The 16,637-nt window shown below is 46.2% G+C and carries 18 protein-coding genes; 4 read left to right on the forward strand and 14 right to left on the reverse strand.

The window, feature by feature from the left end; translation table 11 throughout:
* Nucleotides 1-4: 4 nt before the first annotated feature.
* From M0R47_RS03990 to rpe, 5 genes are all read right to left on the reverse strand, one after another.
* On the reverse strand, nt 5-595 hold the full coding sequence (locus M0R47_RS03990) for an aminodeoxychorismate/anthranilate synthase component II (RefSeq protein WP_292550640.1): 591 nt from the start codon (nt 593-595) through the stop codon (nt 5-7).
* Nucleotides 592-2,079 (reverse strand): anthranilate synthase component I, encoded by a 1,488-nt coding sequence (gene trpE, locus M0R47_RS03995; RefSeq protein ID WP_292550643.1) that lies wholly within the window; start codon nt 2,077-2,079, stop codon nt 592-594. The genes M0R47_RS03990 and trpE overlap by 4 nt, the downstream gene beginning before the upstream one ends.
* A 4-nt stretch (nt 2,080-2,083) precedes the next feature.
* The gene (locus M0R47_RS04000; protein ID WP_292550646.1) at nt 2,084-2,374 is read right to left on the reverse strand and encodes a hypothetical protein; all 291 of its coding nucleotides are present in this window, start codon (nt 2,372-2,374) and stop codon (nt 2,084-2,086) included.
* A gap of 77 nt (nt 2,375-2,451) precedes the next feature.
* Entirely contained in the window at nt 2,452-2,658 is a 207-nt protein-coding gene (locus M0R47_RS04005; RefSeq protein ID WP_292550649.1) for a type II toxin-antitoxin system VapB family antitoxin, read from the reverse strand.
* A gap of 63 nt (nt 2,659-2,721) precedes the next feature.
* Nucleotides 2,722-3,393, reverse strand: coding sequence for a ribulose-phosphate 3-epimerase (gene rpe / locus M0R47_RS04010; protein WP_292550652.1), 672 nt, complete (start codon nt 3,391-3,393; stop codon nt 2,722-2,724).
* 118 nt (nt 3,394-3,511) lie between these two features.
* Between rpe and M0R47_RS04015 the strand changes: the two genes are divergently transcribed.
* A complete protein-coding gene (locus M0R47_RS04015) occupies nt 3,512-4,387 on the forward strand; it encodes a fumarylacetoacetate hydrolase family protein (RefSeq protein WP_292550655.1) in 876 nt (291 codons plus the stop codon).
* A gap of 86 nt (nt 4,388-4,473) precedes the next feature.
* Here M0R47_RS04015 and M0R47_RS04020 read toward each other — a convergent pair whose 3' ends face one another.
* Entirely contained in the window at nt 4,474-6,069 is a 1,596-nt protein-coding gene (locus tag M0R47_RS04020; RefSeq protein ID WP_292550659.1) for an ATP-binding protein, read from the reverse strand.
* 178 nt (nt 6,070-6,247) lie between these two features.
* A complete protein-coding gene (locus M0R47_RS04025) occupies nt 6,248-6,907 on the reverse strand; it encodes a response regulator (RefSeq protein ID WP_292550662.1) in 660 nt (219 codons plus the stop codon).
* Between the two features lie 159 nt (nt 6,908-7,066).
* Between M0R47_RS04025 and hemW the strand changes: the two genes are divergently transcribed.
* Together hemW and pyrE are read left to right on the forward strand one after the other, a co-directional pair.
* Nucleotides 7,067-8,200 carry a radical SAM family heme chaperone HemW gene (gene hemW / locus M0R47_RS04030; RefSeq protein ID WP_292550664.1) on the forward strand — a complete coding sequence of 378 codons (1,134 nt, stop codon included), beginning with the start codon at nt 7,067-7,069 and terminating at the stop codon, nt 8,198-8,200.
* Nucleotides 8,201-8,224: 24 nt separating this feature from the next.
* Nucleotides 8,225-8,863, forward strand: coding sequence for an orotate phosphoribosyltransferase (gene pyrE / locus M0R47_RS04035; RefSeq protein WP_292550666.1), 639 nt, complete (start codon nt 8,225-8,227; stop codon nt 8,861-8,863).
* Between the two features lie 301 nt (nt 8,864-9,164).
* On the opposite strand, the gene M0R47_RS04040 is transcribed toward pyrE, so the two are convergent.
* Genes M0R47_RS04040 through M0R47_RS04070 form a run of 7 tightly spaced genes read right to left on the reverse strand, consistent with a single transcriptional unit; the run spans nt 9,165 to nt 14,027 of the window.
* Nucleotides 9,165-9,911 (reverse strand): phosphate/phosphite/phosphonate ABC transporter substrate-binding protein, encoded by a 747-nt coding sequence (locus M0R47_RS04040; RefSeq protein WP_292550669.1) that lies wholly within the window; start codon nt 9,909-9,911, stop codon nt 9,165-9,167.
* Nucleotides 9,912-9,923: 12 nt separating this feature from the next.
* Nucleotides 9,924-10,400: a PAS domain-containing protein gene (locus M0R47_RS04045; protein WP_292550671.1), complete on the reverse strand. Its 477-nt coding sequence runs from the start codon at nt 10,398-10,400 to the stop codon at nt 9,924-9,926.
* A gap of 26 nt (nt 10,401-10,426) precedes the next feature.
* Nucleotides 10,427-10,789, reverse strand: coding sequence for a roadblock/LC7 domain-containing protein (locus tag M0R47_RS04050; protein ID WP_292550674.1), 363 nt, complete (start codon nt 10,787-10,789; stop codon nt 10,427-10,429).
* A gap of 51 nt (nt 10,790-10,840) precedes the next feature.
* Nucleotides 10,841-11,485, reverse strand: a complete 645-nt coding sequence (locus M0R47_RS04055) for a hypothetical protein (protein WP_292550676.1) — start codon at nt 11,483-11,485, stop codon at nt 10,841-10,843.
* Between the two features lies 1 nt (nt 11,486).
* The gene (locus M0R47_RS04060; RefSeq protein WP_292550678.1) at nt 11,487-12,023 is read right to left on the reverse strand and encodes an ATP/GTP-binding protein; all 537 of its coding nucleotides are present in this window, start codon (nt 12,021-12,023) and stop codon (nt 11,487-11,489) included.
* An 11-nt stretch (nt 12,024-12,034) separates the two neighbouring features.
* Entirely contained in the window at nt 12,035-13,300 is a 1,266-nt protein-coding gene (locus M0R47_RS04065) for a hypothetical protein (protein WP_292550681.1), read from the reverse strand.
* Nucleotides 13,281-14,027, reverse strand: coding sequence for a hypothetical protein (locus tag M0R47_RS04070; protein WP_292550684.1), 747 nt, complete (start codon nt 14,025-14,027; stop codon nt 13,281-13,283). The genes M0R47_RS04065 and M0R47_RS04070 overlap by 20 nt, the downstream gene beginning before the upstream one ends.
* 675 nt (nt 14,028-14,702) lie before the next feature.
* Here M0R47_RS04070 and M0R47_RS04075 point away from each other — a divergent pair.
* On the forward strand, nt 14,703-16,631 hold the full coding sequence (locus tag M0R47_RS04075) for a dynamin family protein (RefSeq protein ID WP_292550687.1): 1,929 nt from the start codon (nt 14,703-14,705) through the stop codon (nt 16,629-16,631).
* The last annotated feature ends 6 nt before the right edge of the window (nt 16,632-16,637 follow it).

Here is a 16,637-nt window from a genome sequence, read left to right on the forward strand (position 1 = left end):
ACAATCACCTCTCCAGAAAATTCCTCAACATATCATGCCCATGCTCGGTCAGGACCGATTCGGGATGAAATTGCACGCCTTCAATATCCAGTTCTTTGTGCCTTACACCCATGATTTCATCGAGTTTGCCCGCCGCATCCTGTGTCCAGGCGGTTATTTCCAGGCAATCGGGAATACTTTGCTGTTCTATGACCAGCGAATGGTAACGGGTGGCTGTAAATGGGTTGTTAAGCCCTTTGAACACGCCTTGATCCTGATGATAAACCAGCGAGGTTTTGCCGTGCATGATGCTTTTGGCATGGACGATATTGCCGCCGAATGCATAACCGATGCTTTGATGTCCCAGGCAAACCCCCAGAATAGGAATTTTCCCGGCAAATTTTAAAATGGCTTCAACGGAAATGCCGGCTTCCTTAGGGGTACAAGGGCCGGGTGATATCACCAGTTTGTCGGGTGCGAGTTTTTCTATATCTTCTACTGTGACTTGGTCGTTACGCACCACGGTCACATCGGCGCCCAACTCGCCAAAATATTGCACCAGGTTGTAAGTGAACGAGTCGTAATTATCGACCATGACGACTTTGACGGCACTCATGATTGCTCCCCTTCCAAGCCTGCTTCGGCCATATTCACAGCGCGGAAAATGGCGCGGCCTTTATTCATGGTTTCATCCCATTCGTTTTCGGGCACGGAATCGTAGACGATACCGGCACCGGCTTGTATATGTAGCATGTTGTTCTTAATCACGGCGGTCCTGATCGCGATGGCGGTATCGAGGTTGCCGGACCAGGCTATGTAGCCGACTGCGCCCGCGTAAACGCCGCGTTTGACGGGTTCGAGCTCGTCGATGATTTCCATCGCGCGTATTTTCGGCGCGCCGCTGACGGTACCGGCCGGAAAGGTCGCGGCCAGCACGTCAAAGGCGTTTTCGCCTTGTTGCAGTTGTCCGGTGACGTTGGAGACGATGTGCATGACGTGCGAATAGCGCTCGACGATCATTTTATCGGTTAATTGTACGGTGCCGATCTCTGCAACCCGGCCCACATCATTGCGGCCCAGGTCGATCAGCATTAGATGTTCGGCCAGCTCTTTGGGATCGGCCAGCAGGTCTTTTTCCAGCTCAAGATCCTGCTCAGGTGTTAAGCCACGGCGACGGGTACCCGCAATCGGGCGTACCGTGACCATGTTGTCTTCCAGCCTGACCAGTATTTCCGGCGACGAGCCGACAATATGGAAGTCGTCCAGGTTCAGGTAAAACATGTACGGCGAAGGATTCAGGCAGCGCAAAGCCCGGTATAAATTAAGTGGCGAGGCGGTGTAAGGAATGGACATGCGTTGCGACAGCACTACCTGCATGATGTCGCCGTCGGTGATGTATTCTTTGGCTTTCAATACTGCATTTTCAAAGCCTTGTTGGGTAAAGCCGGAGATGAAATCGGATTCTTCGACCTGTCTGGGGGCATGATGGTTTTTAGGTTTGGCTTGCAGCTCGCGTAGTTTTACAGCCAAGTCAGCCACTCGCGCGACGGCACGGTTATAGGCGTCAGGTTCTTCAGGATTGGCGTGAGTCAGCAGCAGCATTTTGCCGGACAAATTGTCGAACACCAGCATTTCTTCCGACACCATCAGCAGGATGTCGGGATTGCCGAGCGGATCGGACTTTTCTGTGCCGCGCAACTTTGGCTCGATATAGCCGATGGTTTCATAGCCGAAATAGCCGACCAGGCCGCCGTTAAAGCGGGGCAGGGTGTCAATGTCGGGAACGTTATAGCGCGACTTGAACTGTTCTATCCAGATCAGCGGGTTATCGTGGGCTATCGTTTCCAGCAGTTCGCCGTTTTGTTCCAGGCGAATTTGACTGCCGGTGATTTTGACGACAGTAAGGCAGGGCAAACCAATAATTGAATAACGACCCCATTGCTCACCGCCGTGCACCGATTCGAATAAATAGGAATAAGGGCCGTCGGCCAACTTAAGGTAAGCGCTTAACGGCGTATCCAAATCGGCCAATACTTCGCGGCAAACCGGGATGCGGTTGTAGCCCTGCCGGGCATAGTGATTGAATTGTTCTGGGGTCATGGTGTTAGTCGGATAGTTGTATATTTTCAATCACCTCGGTCATGAGGCGAAAATGCTTGTCCAGCGAATAAATTTTACAATTCTGTTGTCTTGAATTTTGAGCGATCAGCAAATCAGGAATGCCGATACCGTTATGACCCTTACTTAAACAAGCCGTTTGCCAATTAATAATTTCAGCCCAGTTGGGCTGTAAGGGCAATAGTGTTATGTTATTCAGCAATTCAATAACCTTAAATTGCTTTTTTAATAGCCAAAAAAGGAACCAGCTCTGTAAGGATAATATCGTTAATAACAATTAAATTATCATCTATTAAAGTATCTAGCCCGCTTGAGTTGGCACCACTTTTGAAATAGTCGATCCAAATAGATGTATCAATCAAAATGCGCATTTCGGTTTCTTAGCGTATCTATATCCATCTCCAGACCGATTGCGCCTTTATAAGACTTTAATCCCGCCACTTTATTTTTCTTAATCAGCTCCTGCAATGCCAAAACAATGACTTTTGTTTTTGTTTTAGCATCAGTCAGTCGCATGGCTTCTTTAATTAATTCATCAGACAAATTGAGCGAAGTTTTCATAGATATAGCTCCAATAAGTAAACTCGCCGGATTGGGTTTTTGAAACCCAATCCGCAAACACGATTAACCCGCTTTAGCCAATTCAGCGCGCATCTCATCGATTACTTTTTTGTAATCAGGTTGGCTGAAAATCGCTGAACCTGCGACGAAAGTGTCGGCGCCGGCTGCTTTAATTTCCCGGATATTATCGGTTTTAACGCCGCCGTCGATTTCCAGGCGGATATTCAAGCCGCTGTCGTCGATTCTTTGTCTGACTTGACGCAGTTTATCCAGCGCTGAAGGGATGAAAGACTGGCCACCGAAGCCGGGGTTAACCGACATCAACAAAATCATGTCCAGCTTGTCCATGACGTAATCCAGATAATGCAGCGGCGTGCCGGGATTAAATACCAGTCCAGCCTTGCAGCCGTTGTCTTTGATCAATTGCAGGGTGCGGTCGATATGCACGGACGCTTCTGGGTGGAACGTAATGATACTGGCGCCGGCTTTGGCAAAATCGGGAATAAGACGATCAACAGGCTCAACCATTAAATGCACGTCAATGGGGGCAGTAACGCCGTGTTTTCTCAGCGCTTCGCAAACCAAAGGCCCGATGGTCAGGTTGGGTACAAAATGGTTATCCATTACATCAAAATGCACAACATCGGCGCCGGCTTTTAAAACATTATCAACTTCTTCACCCAATTTGGCGAAATTAGCTGACAGAATGGAGGGCGCAATCCAGTTTTCGTTCATTTTATGATCCTCGTGAATTAAAAAAATTATTAATTATATCTTCTTTTTACGCAAACTCTTATGTTTACGCTTGGGTTTATAATAGCTGCACTTGAAATTATACGGATAAGCTTAACTCATGAAACTGGTAACCTTCATTCATAATGATAAAACCCGTGTAGGCGCTGTCGTTGATGGCTTTGTTGTTGACGGCAAAAATAATACTAAAATCCCGGAAACCATGCTTGAATTTCTAAGCGCAGGTGCCGCCGCGTTAGATGCGATGCAGCGACAAATCGACAGCGGCGAAGGCCGTATCGCTCTGGATCAGGTCAAGCTGTTGGCGCCGGTGCCAAGACCCGGTAAATATCTGGCCATCAGTCTGAATTATAACGATCATATCGAAGAAACCGGCCTGGATAAGCCGGAATATCCCAGTTTTTTCACCAAGCAGGGCACCTGTGTGATCGGACACAGCGATGCGATTCATCGGCCGAAAGTTTCCGATAAGTTGGATTATGAAGGCGAGCTGGCTTTTGTTATCGGCACGCGCTGTCGCCATGTGCCTGTCGACAAAGCTCATCAAGTCATTGCCGGATTTACCATTGCCAATGATGTTTCGGTGCGTGACTGGCAGTTTCGTTCGCCGACTTTTACCTTGGGTAAATCATTCGATACCCACGGCCCGTTAGGGCCTTGGCTGGTGACCAGCGATGAAATCGGCGATCCGCATAATCTGGACCTTAAAACCTGGATTGATGATGAGCTGCGGCAAAACTCCAATACCCGCAATATGATCTTTAACTGCTATGAAATGATCGCCTATTTGTCGCAAGCGATGACGCTGGAGCCGGGAGACGTTATTGCCACAGGCACGCCTGCCGGGGTCGGCGTAAAAATGAAGCCGCGCGGCTACATGTTGCCGGGACAAATTGCCCGGATTGAGATTGAGGGTATTGGGACGCTGGTTAATCCGGTTATTGATGAGCCGGATAATTGGCTACGTATGAACTGATGTATTGCAAAGTCACCACGAATAGCGCGATACGAAGAAAATATACAAAACTGCGTACTGTTCGTGGCGAAAATTGTAGCTGTGCCTCAAGCGCTTTTCTTGATGGTAAAAAAGCTTAATTTGCTGAGATTCTTTTTAACCGCCGCTCTGGTCGGCAAGGTAAATATAACGGTTACTTTCAAGCCGCCAAATTCGGATTCATCCAGCACAAGCTCGGCATCGTGTATCGTTGCAATGCGTTGCACGATGGAAAAACCCAGGCCGGTGCCCTGCGCTTTATTGGCGGTTTCGACGCAACGATGAAACCGCTTTAGCGAGTTTTCATATTGATCCGGCGCGATGCCCGGTCCCGAATCTTCAACGCACAGCCGCAACTGGTGTTCGGTTCCTATCAGGCTGACCCGGATCATGCCTTGAGCCGGGGTATATTTGATGGCGTTGTCGATAATGTTCCTGATCAGGATATTGATCAGCAGGGTGTTCGCTACGATGGGCACTGCATTGATTTCATCGTATTCCATGTGAATCCGTTTTTTATGCGCTTCGGGGTCGAGTTCGGCAATGGTTCGCGGCACTTCACGGCTAAGCACCGTCATTTCTTTGGCTAAATACTCGGTGCCGGATTCAATGCGTGAGAAGGTCAGCAATTGCTGCACCATGTAGGTCATGCGGTTGACGGCTTGCTCGATTCGCTTGAGCGCCTGATGACGGACGGTTTCGTCGCGGGTGCGCATGGCAACCTGGGCCTGGGTCAGCAGTCCGGCCAAGGGCGTTCTTAATTCGTGCGAGGCATCGGCGGTAAACCGGCGCTCATGTTCAAAGGCCTGCTCAAGCTGGGCAAACAGATTGTTGATCTCATTGACGACCGGGATAATTTCCTTGGGCAGTTTTTTGCTGGATAGCGGTTTGAGAAAACTGGCTTCCCGCCTGGATAGGGCTATTTCCAAACGATTAAGCGGCTTTAAGGCATGCCCGACAATAATCCAGATAACGATGCCTAAAATCGGTAAGCCCACCAGAAATTGCGTCACCAATTGCGTTGATATTTCATCGGTTAATTCGGCGCGGATTTCTTCTTTTTGGCCGACATGAATCACATATTCGCCGTTTGAGCTGGAAATACTGAACACATGCCACACGTGTTTATCGATATTGGTTTCACTGAAGCCGTTAGTCGCCGAAGAAAACGCAAACGTTGGCGCGCTTTCCGAGCGCAACAGCAAGCCGTCATTTTTGGACCACAGCTGGAAAGCGACTTTTCTTTCATACTTATGGCCTAAAGCGTTGGCTTCCAGAAGCCCGTCGAATACATCCCATAACTGATCGTCGATATTTTTCTTGCTGAATCCATGCACCGCAAACTCAGGCGATTTTTCCGAACGCAGTAACAAGCTGTCTCCTTTAGTCCAGAGCTGAAAAGCGCTTTTATTTTTACGCCCGGTATAAGGATGCAACTGGCTATCGGTCTGTGTTTGCGCCCAGTGCTTGGACAGTGAACCTTCCCGGACCAGGCTTTCCACAAACACATGCAGTACTTTGGCCGACTGCGCCAATTCGGCATCAAACAGGCTGGCGACTTCGTCGCGGGTGACCTTGTAACTCATATAGGCCGTCACTCCCCAGATCAACATGGAGGCGGAGAGCAGGCCAAACAGCAACAGTTGGCGTAGCGAATAGTTCATTAATTCTCGGTGGTGACTTTGGCAGTTAGGGAAATGGAACGTGGATTAGATTGGTAAGCACTGATAAGGCACAAGACGAAAGGCGAAAGGCAAAGGGCGCGAAGGACGACAAGTGTTTTTTGCCCTTTGTCCTTTGCCTTTCGCCTTCTTTATCCGTGTTCCATTATTAAAGTTAATCCTAATCTTCATCAATGATATACCCCACACCCCTGACGGTGCGGATAATGGACGGGTCAAGCTTTTTTCTCAAATGGTGGATATGGACCTCGACGGTATTGCTTTCGACGTCCGAATCCCATGAGTACATGCTTTCTTCGAGGCGGGCGCGGGAAATAACCCGGCCGATATTGCTCATTAAAAAACTCAGTATCTCAAATTCTTTTTGCGACAGATCAATCTTTTCATCATTCCAGGTAACCTGGCGCGAGGCCGGATCCAAAACAATACCTTTATATTCAATATTGGGAACGCTGCGGCCTTCGTTCCTTCTCGCCAATGCTCTTAACCGGGCGCACACTTCATCCAATTCAAACGGTTTGATCACAAAATCATCGGCACCGCTATCCAAGCCTATTACGCGATCAGGAATAGTATCCTTGGCGGTCAAGACCATCACCGGCGTTTCGTCTTTACGCCCTCGTAGCGCTTTCAATATGTCCAGGCCTTCCATGTCCGGCAAGTTCAGGTCCAGCACGACCAGCTCATAGGTATTGGTTTTTAGAGCCTCGTCGGCAAGCTTGCCGTTGGTTAACCAGTCAACCGCATAACCTTCCATTTTTAAGCCTTCGACCAGCCCATCACCCAGTATTTCATCATCTTCCACCAGTAATAGTCGCATATGTTCTCGCTTTAAAGTAGTTAGTTATCAACAAATGGCTATAAGCGTAATTAAGCAAAATTAAGTTCCACTTAAGTGGCTGATCGCCATGGAGTCTTATTAATCAGAGGCTCACGTGTTAAACTGACGCCTATTTTAAACTATATAGCAAAAAATCTCTTGCCGCCGCTTAGCCTCTATATCCATATCCCCTGGTGTATTAAAAAATGCCCTTATTGCGATTTTAATTCGCATGCGGCTAAATCGGAACTGCCTGAATCGGCCTATATAACGGCATTGCTCAATGATTTAGCTCTCGACATACAGCGCTATGATATCAACAGGCCGATACACAGCATTTTTATCGGCGGCGGCACGCCCAGTTTATTTTCGCCGGAAGCGATTAACCGGCTATTGCGCGGCATAAAGCAACAGTTGGAGCTTGAAGAGGGGGCGGAAATCACTCTCGAAGCTAATCCGGGCACTTTTGAAAGCCATAAATTTGCCGAGTTCAGGGCGCTGGGCATTAACCGCTTATCGATCGGCATCCAAACTTTTAACGACTCGTTATTAAAACAGCTGGGCCGCGTTCATTCGGCGCAGGAAGCCATGCGTGCCGCCGAGATCGCCCATCAGTCGGGTTTTGAAAACTTCAATCTGGACTTAATGTTCGGCTTGCCGGGCGCAGCTCCCGAAAACAGCAAAACGGATATAGAAACGGCGATTAGCCTCAAGCCCACCCATATTTCCTTTTACCAGCTAACGTTGGAGCCTAATACCTGGTTTCATAAGTTTCCGCCCAAGCTGCCTGATGACGAAACCATCTTCCGAACGCAGAAAGAGTGTCAGCGGATATTGGCGGATCATGATTATCAGCAATATGAGGTCTCGGCCTACAGTAAACAAGGCATGCAATGCCGGCATAATGTCAATTATTGGCAATTCGGCGATTATTTGGGCATAGGCGCGGGGGCTCATGGGAAAATCTCCCAAATTCTGCCGCAATCGATTATTCGAACTTTTAAACCCAGAAGTCCGGAACAGTATTTAAGCGATACGCATCAAAACGGCGGGTCCGAGGCTATTGCTGTAGCCGAATTGCCTTTGGAATTTATCATGAACCATTTGCGGCTGAAGCAGGGTTTTAGTCAGGAAGCCTATCAAGCGGCGACAGGTCTTGCTCCCGCTACGCTGGAGCCGGCTTTATCCGCTTGCGTGCAACAAAACTTGCTGATACGGCAAAACAATCACTACTATTGCTCAGAACAAGGCTGGAACTTTCTGGACAATATTTTAGAAAATTTCATCCCTTAATAAATCAACTATTTAGAATTTATCATGCTTGATTATCAAAAAGACTTTATTTCCTACGCGTTGGATTGCGGTGTTCTCAGATTCGGCGAATTTCAATTGAAATCGGGCCGCACCAGTCCTTATTTCTTTAATACCGGTTTGTTCAATACCGGCGCCCAGCTTGGTAAACTGGGAGAGTTTTATGCGCAGGCATTGATTCAATCCGATATTAAGCCGGATATTCTTTACGGCCCTGCGTACAAAGGTATCCCGCTGGTCAGTGCGACATCGATTGCTTATGCCCGGTTAACCGGTGAGGATATCCCTTTCGCCTTCAACCGCAAAGAAGCTAAAGATCATGGCGAGGGCGGCAGCCTGGTGGGTACGCCGCTGCAAGGCAAGGTGCTCATCCTTGATGACGTGATTACTGCCGGGACTTCAGTCAGGGAGTCGGTTGAGATCATAAAAAATGCCCACGCAATGCCTGCTGGCGTTTTAATTGCGCTGGATAGACAAGAAAAAGGCCAAAATGACGTTTCTGCTATTTCGGAAGTTGAAGATCAATTCGCAATGCCTGTGATTGCCATCATTACCCTGGCGAATATTATTGAATATTTAACGGCCGACGGCAGCGAGCAGCTTAACGCGATAAAAGAATATCAACGTCTTTACGGTATTAAATAAATGCGCAAGCTTAGCTAAGAACAAATTATCTTGCTTAACAATGCCGTAAAATTCAACCTTCTAAATCAATATAATTGATTTAGAAGGTTCTCTATGAATTGATAACCCCAGTACTACTGGCTTTTAAAGTCAGTTTTGTAATATGCGCTGTCACTGGATGGCTGATCAAAGAGCTGAAGTTTTGCGGCCATCTCTATGCCAAGTTACAGGGCTGATCTTCTACCAGCGAGAGTCTGAAGAAGTTTGTGCATGATGAGTGGGTATGCATCGACTCCGCTATTCTCCTGATACTTGCCCGTTACTAAATACTCAATGTATCCATCAAATCGATCATAAATTGCATTTCTTCATCATCGACTTTTTCCCATGCTTTAAAGCCCAGGCTCTCTAAAACACCCTGGCCTTTAGAGTCATTATCCATTTCTATCAGGCATTTTTGAAACTCATCTCTCCTTTCCAGTAACTTGGGGCCGATCATTAAAGAATGATGGATGACACTGATTTGACTGCGGACTAAAATTCTCAGTTGTTTTTTAATCATGTCGGACAAACCGTCAAAAGCTTCAGCCAGAAAAATACCGGCATCCGCTTCTCCGCGCAGTAAATGCTTTGCCACAAGTACGTAAGTATCACAGGAAATCCCTTGCACATTACTCGTATCGAGATCACCGGGTTCCAGCATGATCATGCCCATCATTTTTACATCCGGATCATCGGTAAAGGCCAGTTTGATGCCCGGTGCCAAACGCGCTACGTCATCTATAGGATTATTCGCATTGACTGCAATAATGGCTTCGTCGGAAGCGCCAGCCGGTTTGACCAGAGGTAGAAAACCTTTTTCTCTGACCAGCATCGCGGCATCGAAAGGGTTGGCATAAATCAGGCTGACCTTGTCGTTACGGATTGCCTCTCTTTGATCATTAAAATTATTGTACATTTCCAGATGGATCGAAACATCGGTTTGCCTCTGCAACCACGTATTAAAAATATACCAACCGGATAGATGGTCCGGAGTAAAGTCGGGGCTAACGGTAAAGATAAATGACATGGCGACTCCTTGTTAAAACATTGTCGGATACAACTGGATGCATTCTTCTACTTTAGTTCGGGAGGGTTTTCTTCGAACTGAGGTATAGCCCACTACGACACCTTTTCTTATATTGGGGATTACGGTCGCTTTGACCCAGTAATACCCTCCGTCTTTACGTAAATTTTTTACGAACCCCTGCCATTTTTCGCCTGTCTTTACTGTATCCCATAGATCTTTAAATGCGGCCGGCGGCATGTCCGGATGTCTTAATATTGAGTGAGGGGAGCCGATAAGCTCATCTTCCGTGTAGCCTGACATTTCTACAAACGATTGGTTGACATGGGTGATAACGCCGTCAGGATTTGTAGTAGAAACAATGAGCTTGCCGTCCGGGTAAGGTGTTTCAATCTCAGTGTATAAAATCTTGCGGCGCATTCCGCCGTACAAATCCAGCGTTACTTCTTTGTAATCGCCGATTATATGTTCCGGTTGCATATCGTTTATCATGTTGATCGCCTATATTTTGTATAGCACTAGAGCATTTCGGAAATACTTTGAGCGGCTCTTTTGACATCCAAAAGGATAAGTCCGAGCTTTGCATTCGGTTTTGCAAGAACAGTCAGTACCGCTTCGGTGCCGGCATAAGTCATCAAGACATAGCCTCTGTCGCCTTTAACTAAAACCTGTTCCAGCGTACCTCGTCCCAACTCATGAGCGGTCCGGTCGCCAAGTGAAAGCATGGCGGCACTCATCGCACCGACTCTATCCTCGTCCATATTTGCAGGCAATACGCTAGCCATCATCAAGCCATCGGTTGAAATCACTCCAGATGCTTCGATATCGGCTGAAGTGCCATTTAGTTCTGTTAACACTGAAGTTAGCAGGTCTGCTCGCATTACATTCTCCTTTTCTTGTTCTTAATCTATAACGGTTAACATCAATTCAAATTATTTACGGTTTGCTGCATAGCGCCTACTTAACGCCCAAACCAGCTCGACGAACTCGGGTTGATTAAAATGCGGCACACCCAATATCGCTATAACAAAGCGGGTATCTCCTATCAGTAACGGCCAAAACCCGACTTGGCTGTTTCCTCCTGCATTGACTATTGCCCATGCGTGGCTGCCGATACCCAAGTTATTGAGTAACAAACCCGAACGGCGTTCATGGATGATTGCGATTTCTGCGCACAATGCCGATAACTCTTCAGCGACCTCATGCACAAACCCGTGGTTAGCCAGGTAGAATCCCTGGTTATCTGCCAGTAGCACTTTACCGTTCTCCGAGATTTTGCTCAGTAGAGTAGGCAGTAATTGCTCCAGCGTTCCGGCAGGTGATTCTATTTTTGTGTCCAGGCCTTGAACTAGTCCAAGCTTCTGACAGTGGTACAGTAACTCCAGGCATTTTTCAGCGTCATTGCCGTCAGTCAAATGCTGCAATTGTCCTACTGATAATTCGGGCGTTTCGGGCTGTTGAAAGAGAGCTCTAATAAATTGCCTAGGCTTGTCATTATCTTTCGACGACGCGGCATAATAAGCGCCCGCAGGAGTCGGATATAAATAAAGTCCATCGGCAAGCCGGTAACCAGGCATATCATTCCTCCATGACTGGGTCCAGCGAATAAAGCAGTGACTGAACGAGAATAGAAATATCGTTTTTCACTCGGGCATCAACCGCAAAAACCGGCCGATTTAACCCTATCTCTTTGAGTTTTATCTGGTAATCGGCGATAGTCGGTTTATCGCTCAGATCCATTTGGGTGACGCCTATTGCAACAGTGGTCTTGGAAATAAACTGTGAAAAAGAGTCCAGGAAGAATTTCATGTCGAGGAAAGGGTCGGCCCTGGTATTGTCCAGTAACAAAATCAGACCTATACCTCCCTCCGTCAGAATATCCCACATAAAGTTAAAACGCTCTTGCCCCGGCGTTCCATACAAATGCAATTTTTCGCCGCCGGGAAGATTCATAATGCCGTAATCCATAGCAACGGTGGTGGCAGACTTCCTGTCTTTTGCCATGTCACTGGCTGTAGCGTCGGTTTTAACCGGGGGAACATCGCTAATAGAATGAATAGCAGTGGTTTTCCCTGCGCCGACAGGGCCTGCAAAAATTATTTTATACTGACTCATGTGCTCTTCCGTTATTCGTTATTTGCTCGTAGTTTGCTGATAATCCGGCTGAACAGACTATGTTTTTTATCAGGTTTGATCTCTTGTGGCGCCGCTGCAATATCGGTATTTTTGGCAACTTGGCTCAGCAAACCAATAGCAAAGGCGGCGCTAATGAAAATAAATACATATTCCGGCTTGATTTTTAAAGCTAAGGCGATACTAGCCGCAGTTCGGGGTTTGTCGGCCAGCAGCGCGGCAATTCTCATGGCGTGAGGCGTTATAAGCAAACGGGTAAAATTGGGCCAATGTTTAAGAAAAACCGGAGAATCAATGTCTATCTGTTGCGGATAACGGCCTTTTGAAGTCCAGCATGCCAGTTTCCACACTAGAACCTCCATACTTTGAAACTTGTCCAAGTCGTAGGTAGCTGCCGAATTAGAATCCAAAGGTGTTAACGACATATTTTTATGGGAATCGCCGCCTTTGTTTATGATTATCCCCGCAAAAGCGCGTAACTGCTTGTCATCGGCATTTAGCCAGATTTCATGGTTGTGCGGAAAAATTAACAGTGGTTTCCAGCCTGAATTCAATTGCACTATCTGATTTCGCGCTGAAGCAACTTTTAATGCCGACTGCAAATAACCTTGAAAGTAGTCTCTGGGATTATAATGGGCCTGCTTTAATTGCGCTGCATTAGTAATGTCTAAAGACTCCATAATGCCCATATAGGCGGCAAAACCTTTTTCATCCATTTGCATTGCAGTTCTATGCTTGGATGTTTTATCCCTATCGTTTATATCGGCAACATAGTGCTTTAACGACGGCGGTTTGGCCGGCTCGCTTACTACGTCTTGAACGATAGGGGCTAATAACGGTTCGTCAAGTAAACTGGGTTCCGTTTCAGGCCGACTCTTGGTTTTATTGGAATTTTTGAGGATATGATCTTTAGCAGTGGTGAGCGCATTTAACATAGCCTCTTGAGTAATAGGTTTTTTTATATAAAAGTTAGCGCCGGATGTAATGCTATTAATCTTCGTCAATGACAAGATAATAGAAGGGGTATTCGATTCGGTAACCTGCTTTTTTTCCAGGATGACTTTTCCATCAGGCAAATCGATATCGATAATATCCACTTCGGCGTCACTGCCATCGACAATAACAACGCCGGCACTTTTACAAGGCCCCAGCAAATACATGGCCAACATTTTTTGAGCCCTCTCGCTCATTCCCGGCAGGGCTACTTTTAAACTTTTTTTCTGATTATCCTGCATATTGTTAGTGATACTTTTGTTCAAAAAAATCTTTTAATTGATCCCAGCTTTTCTGAATGCTGCTGTTGGCCATAAAACTTTCCATGTTACGTAGATGGGTCAACGTACTTTCAAACCTAGTTTGATTATGGGTCGATTTATACAGTTCTAACAAGGATTCATGGAGTTCTATCCATTGGGGTTGCTCAACAAGTGCGGCTTCCAAAATGAGCATCGCTTCATCCAATTGACAATATTCGACAGCATCCTGAGCCAATTTAAGCGGACTGTGATGAGTTGACTCATTAGCATCTATTTTTTCGATGAGGTTGACGGTTCCTGACAGTCCTTGGCAAAAAATGCTGTAACAATTGCCTTCAATTAGTGAAATATCGTCTATCTCTTCGTTTATTACAGACTTTAGCAGAGCTTGTTGCCGACTCGACAATTTTGTCACTGTACCTGTGACCATTCTTCGGCTGATTGCCTTGCCACGTTTATTAAGAATAATCAAAAAATCAACGAGCGCGGCAAAAAGAGGATCGGTTAAACCTTCTTGATAACAACAGGTAATTCGTTGAATGTGCGCTACTAAATTTTTAGGATACTTCTGAATCTCGTAGACAAGTTCCGATATATACCGTTCACGATCTTGAAGAGGCGTATCGAACAATTGAACGGCATCTTTGGAGAAATGCCAAAAATCTTCGTTTGCTATCTCTTGATTTGAAAGTGCTTGATCGATGAAGATCAACTCACTCGCTCTATTCATCTGTGTCCCCTAATCTAATCAGATTAAGAATAGAGTATTTCCCTTTATTTTTTTAGTAATATTAAGAAGAAAGTTGAAAAATTAAGAAATCAATATATTAGTGGCAAGTTATTTATGGCAACGGATTAAAGTCCGGATGCTGTAAAGCAGATCGGTATTTTTATTGAAAGCGCCCGGCAGGTATTCCAGATTATTATCTCCGGCGTATGAGGTGAATTGAAAGCTCAGTTGGGCGATGCGGTTCCTTTGGCAAGATATCCATGTGCATGGTTCTTTGTGCAGACACTACAATTTGAATCTAATACGTCGTATCTCCAGGCTTTATAATCCAAAAAAAGTTGCGATTCATATGAGCTATAATGAGTCGCTAATTGTCGTTTTAAATTTCAACTAGGAAGAACACAACTTTCACGAGATAAAATGCCGAAGAATTTTCCGCTCTTCTCGGGTTCCTGACCAATAATTAAAAACAATTGGCTAAATTAGAACTGCTGATAATGGACCCTGACACTTTAAGTTCTTACGATATAGACTACAATTATTTAAAAATTATCGCCGCTTGGCGACTGCACGGATGCAGAAGGTAGAATAATAAGAGCAGCTACCCAAAGATGCAGGAGCAATTGCGGACATTCTCGACTAACTATAACGACGTTAGCTACAAAAAGGCAGACCATGGGAAATATGGAATTTAAAGAGCAAATGCACGAATATTCGCAATGGCGTGCAAAATTGGTTCAAGCTATAGAAATGTATCACCAATGGCGTAATCGCTATGGTACGAATGATGCGCACAGCACAGATACTATTTTAAATATTCTGAATGGTCTGCAATCGGACAAGATCACGCTGGCTTTTGTTGCTGAATTTTCGCGCGGCAAAACCGAGCTGATCAATTCGCTGTTTTTTGCCGAAACAGGCGTCAGGTTGCTTCCGTCTTCGCCTGGCCGTACCACCATGTCGCCCACCGAACTTTTCCATGATGAAAAAGGCGGCAATTATATCCGTTTGCTCAATATCGAAAGCCGCCTTGAAGATATTTCGCTGGCTGAGTTTAAAAGGAATCCGGATCGTTGGACCCAGATTGACCTGGACTGTGACTCGCCCACGCAAATGCAGGAAGCGTTTAAGGAGCTGGTCGCCACCAAGATGGTTGACCGGGATATTGCCGACAAACTAGGTTTGTGGAATGAGCGTGAAGCGGCAGAGCAGGGCATTATCAATCCGGAAAAAGTTGAAATTCCCTGTTGGCGTCATGCCCTGATCAGTTTCCCTCATCCGTTGTTAAAAGAGGGCTTGTCAATACTTGATACGCCCGGCTTAAATGCTTTGGGAACCGAACCGGAGCTTACCTTAAGCATGTTGCCCAGCGCCCAGGCCATCGTTTTCGTGCTCGCTGCCGATACCGGCGTTACCAAAAGCGACCTGGAAATGTGGCGTAACCATGTTTGCCATAATCGCGGCGGCAGTAAGCAGGGATTGGCTGTGGTAATGAACAAAATTGATGCCATGTGGGATGACCTTGCCGGTGAAAACGGTTATGACGACTCCATACACTCGCAAATAAAAACTTCGGCGATTACGTTAAAAATAAACGAGGATGTGATTTTCCCGGTTTCAGCCAAACAAGCCCTGCTTGCCAAGGTTAAAGACGATAAATCTTTGCTTGAGAAAAGCCGTCTGGGCGCGTTGGAAAACTATCTTGCCACTGATATCTTAAAACAGCGCAAAAATATCTTACTTGGGACCATTACTCGCGATATCGGCTTTTTGGTTAATGAGTCGTCCAGCTTAGCGGCCTCTTCGCTGACAAATGCTGTTGCACAGCTTGAAGAGTTCAAAAAGATTGATTTCCAAAACGAGGACATGACCAGCAAGTTGATGGCCGAGACGCGGGATCGACAAAACCTATACATGGCCAATGTCGAAAACTTCCAGGCCAGCCGCCGCGTTTTTGCCGTTCAAGCCCAGCTTCTGATTGATTCATTCGCTAAAGAAAAAATTGATAGCATTATTAAAGCTACCAAAAATGATATGTCAAAAAGCCTGACAACCTATGGCATGAAGCAAAACATCCGGAAATTGTTCGATGAATTGCGCGACCTGTTGCAGGACTCCGTCGATATTACCAATGAAACCCGGCGCTTGGTAAAAGCAATACACAAAAAATTCAAGGATGAGTACGGCTTCAAGGAAATCGAGCCGCAGCTGTTTTCGATCAAGCAGTACCAGATTGAATTGGAACGGATTTTTGATGAGGGCGAAGAATTTCGTTCCAGCGCCAAGACCACGATGTCGGAACAAAGCATTGTTATCAACAAACTTTACAGTACCCTGATCGCCAGAGCCAGAAACATACTCAGGCAGGCGCATGCAGATGCTACAACCTGGAGTAACGGGGTTTTAACGCCGTTGATGCATCAAATTAAAGATCATAAAAAACAGATTGAAGGCCGTCTGCAAATGCTGAGAAAAATCAACGAATCAAAAGGCAGCATTGTGGAAAACATTGCCAGTCTTGAAGCGGAACTGGAGCCTTTAAAGCGTCAACGCGATGAATTGGCTATTATCATTAAAGCCATGCATCTGGATGTGGAAAGCTAAGCTGCG

Source organism: Methylobacter sp. (assembly GCF_023227905.1).
In the GTDB taxonomy this organism is placed as follows: Bacteria; Pseudomonadota; Gammaproteobacteria; order Methylococcales; family Methylomonadaceae; genus Methylobacter_A.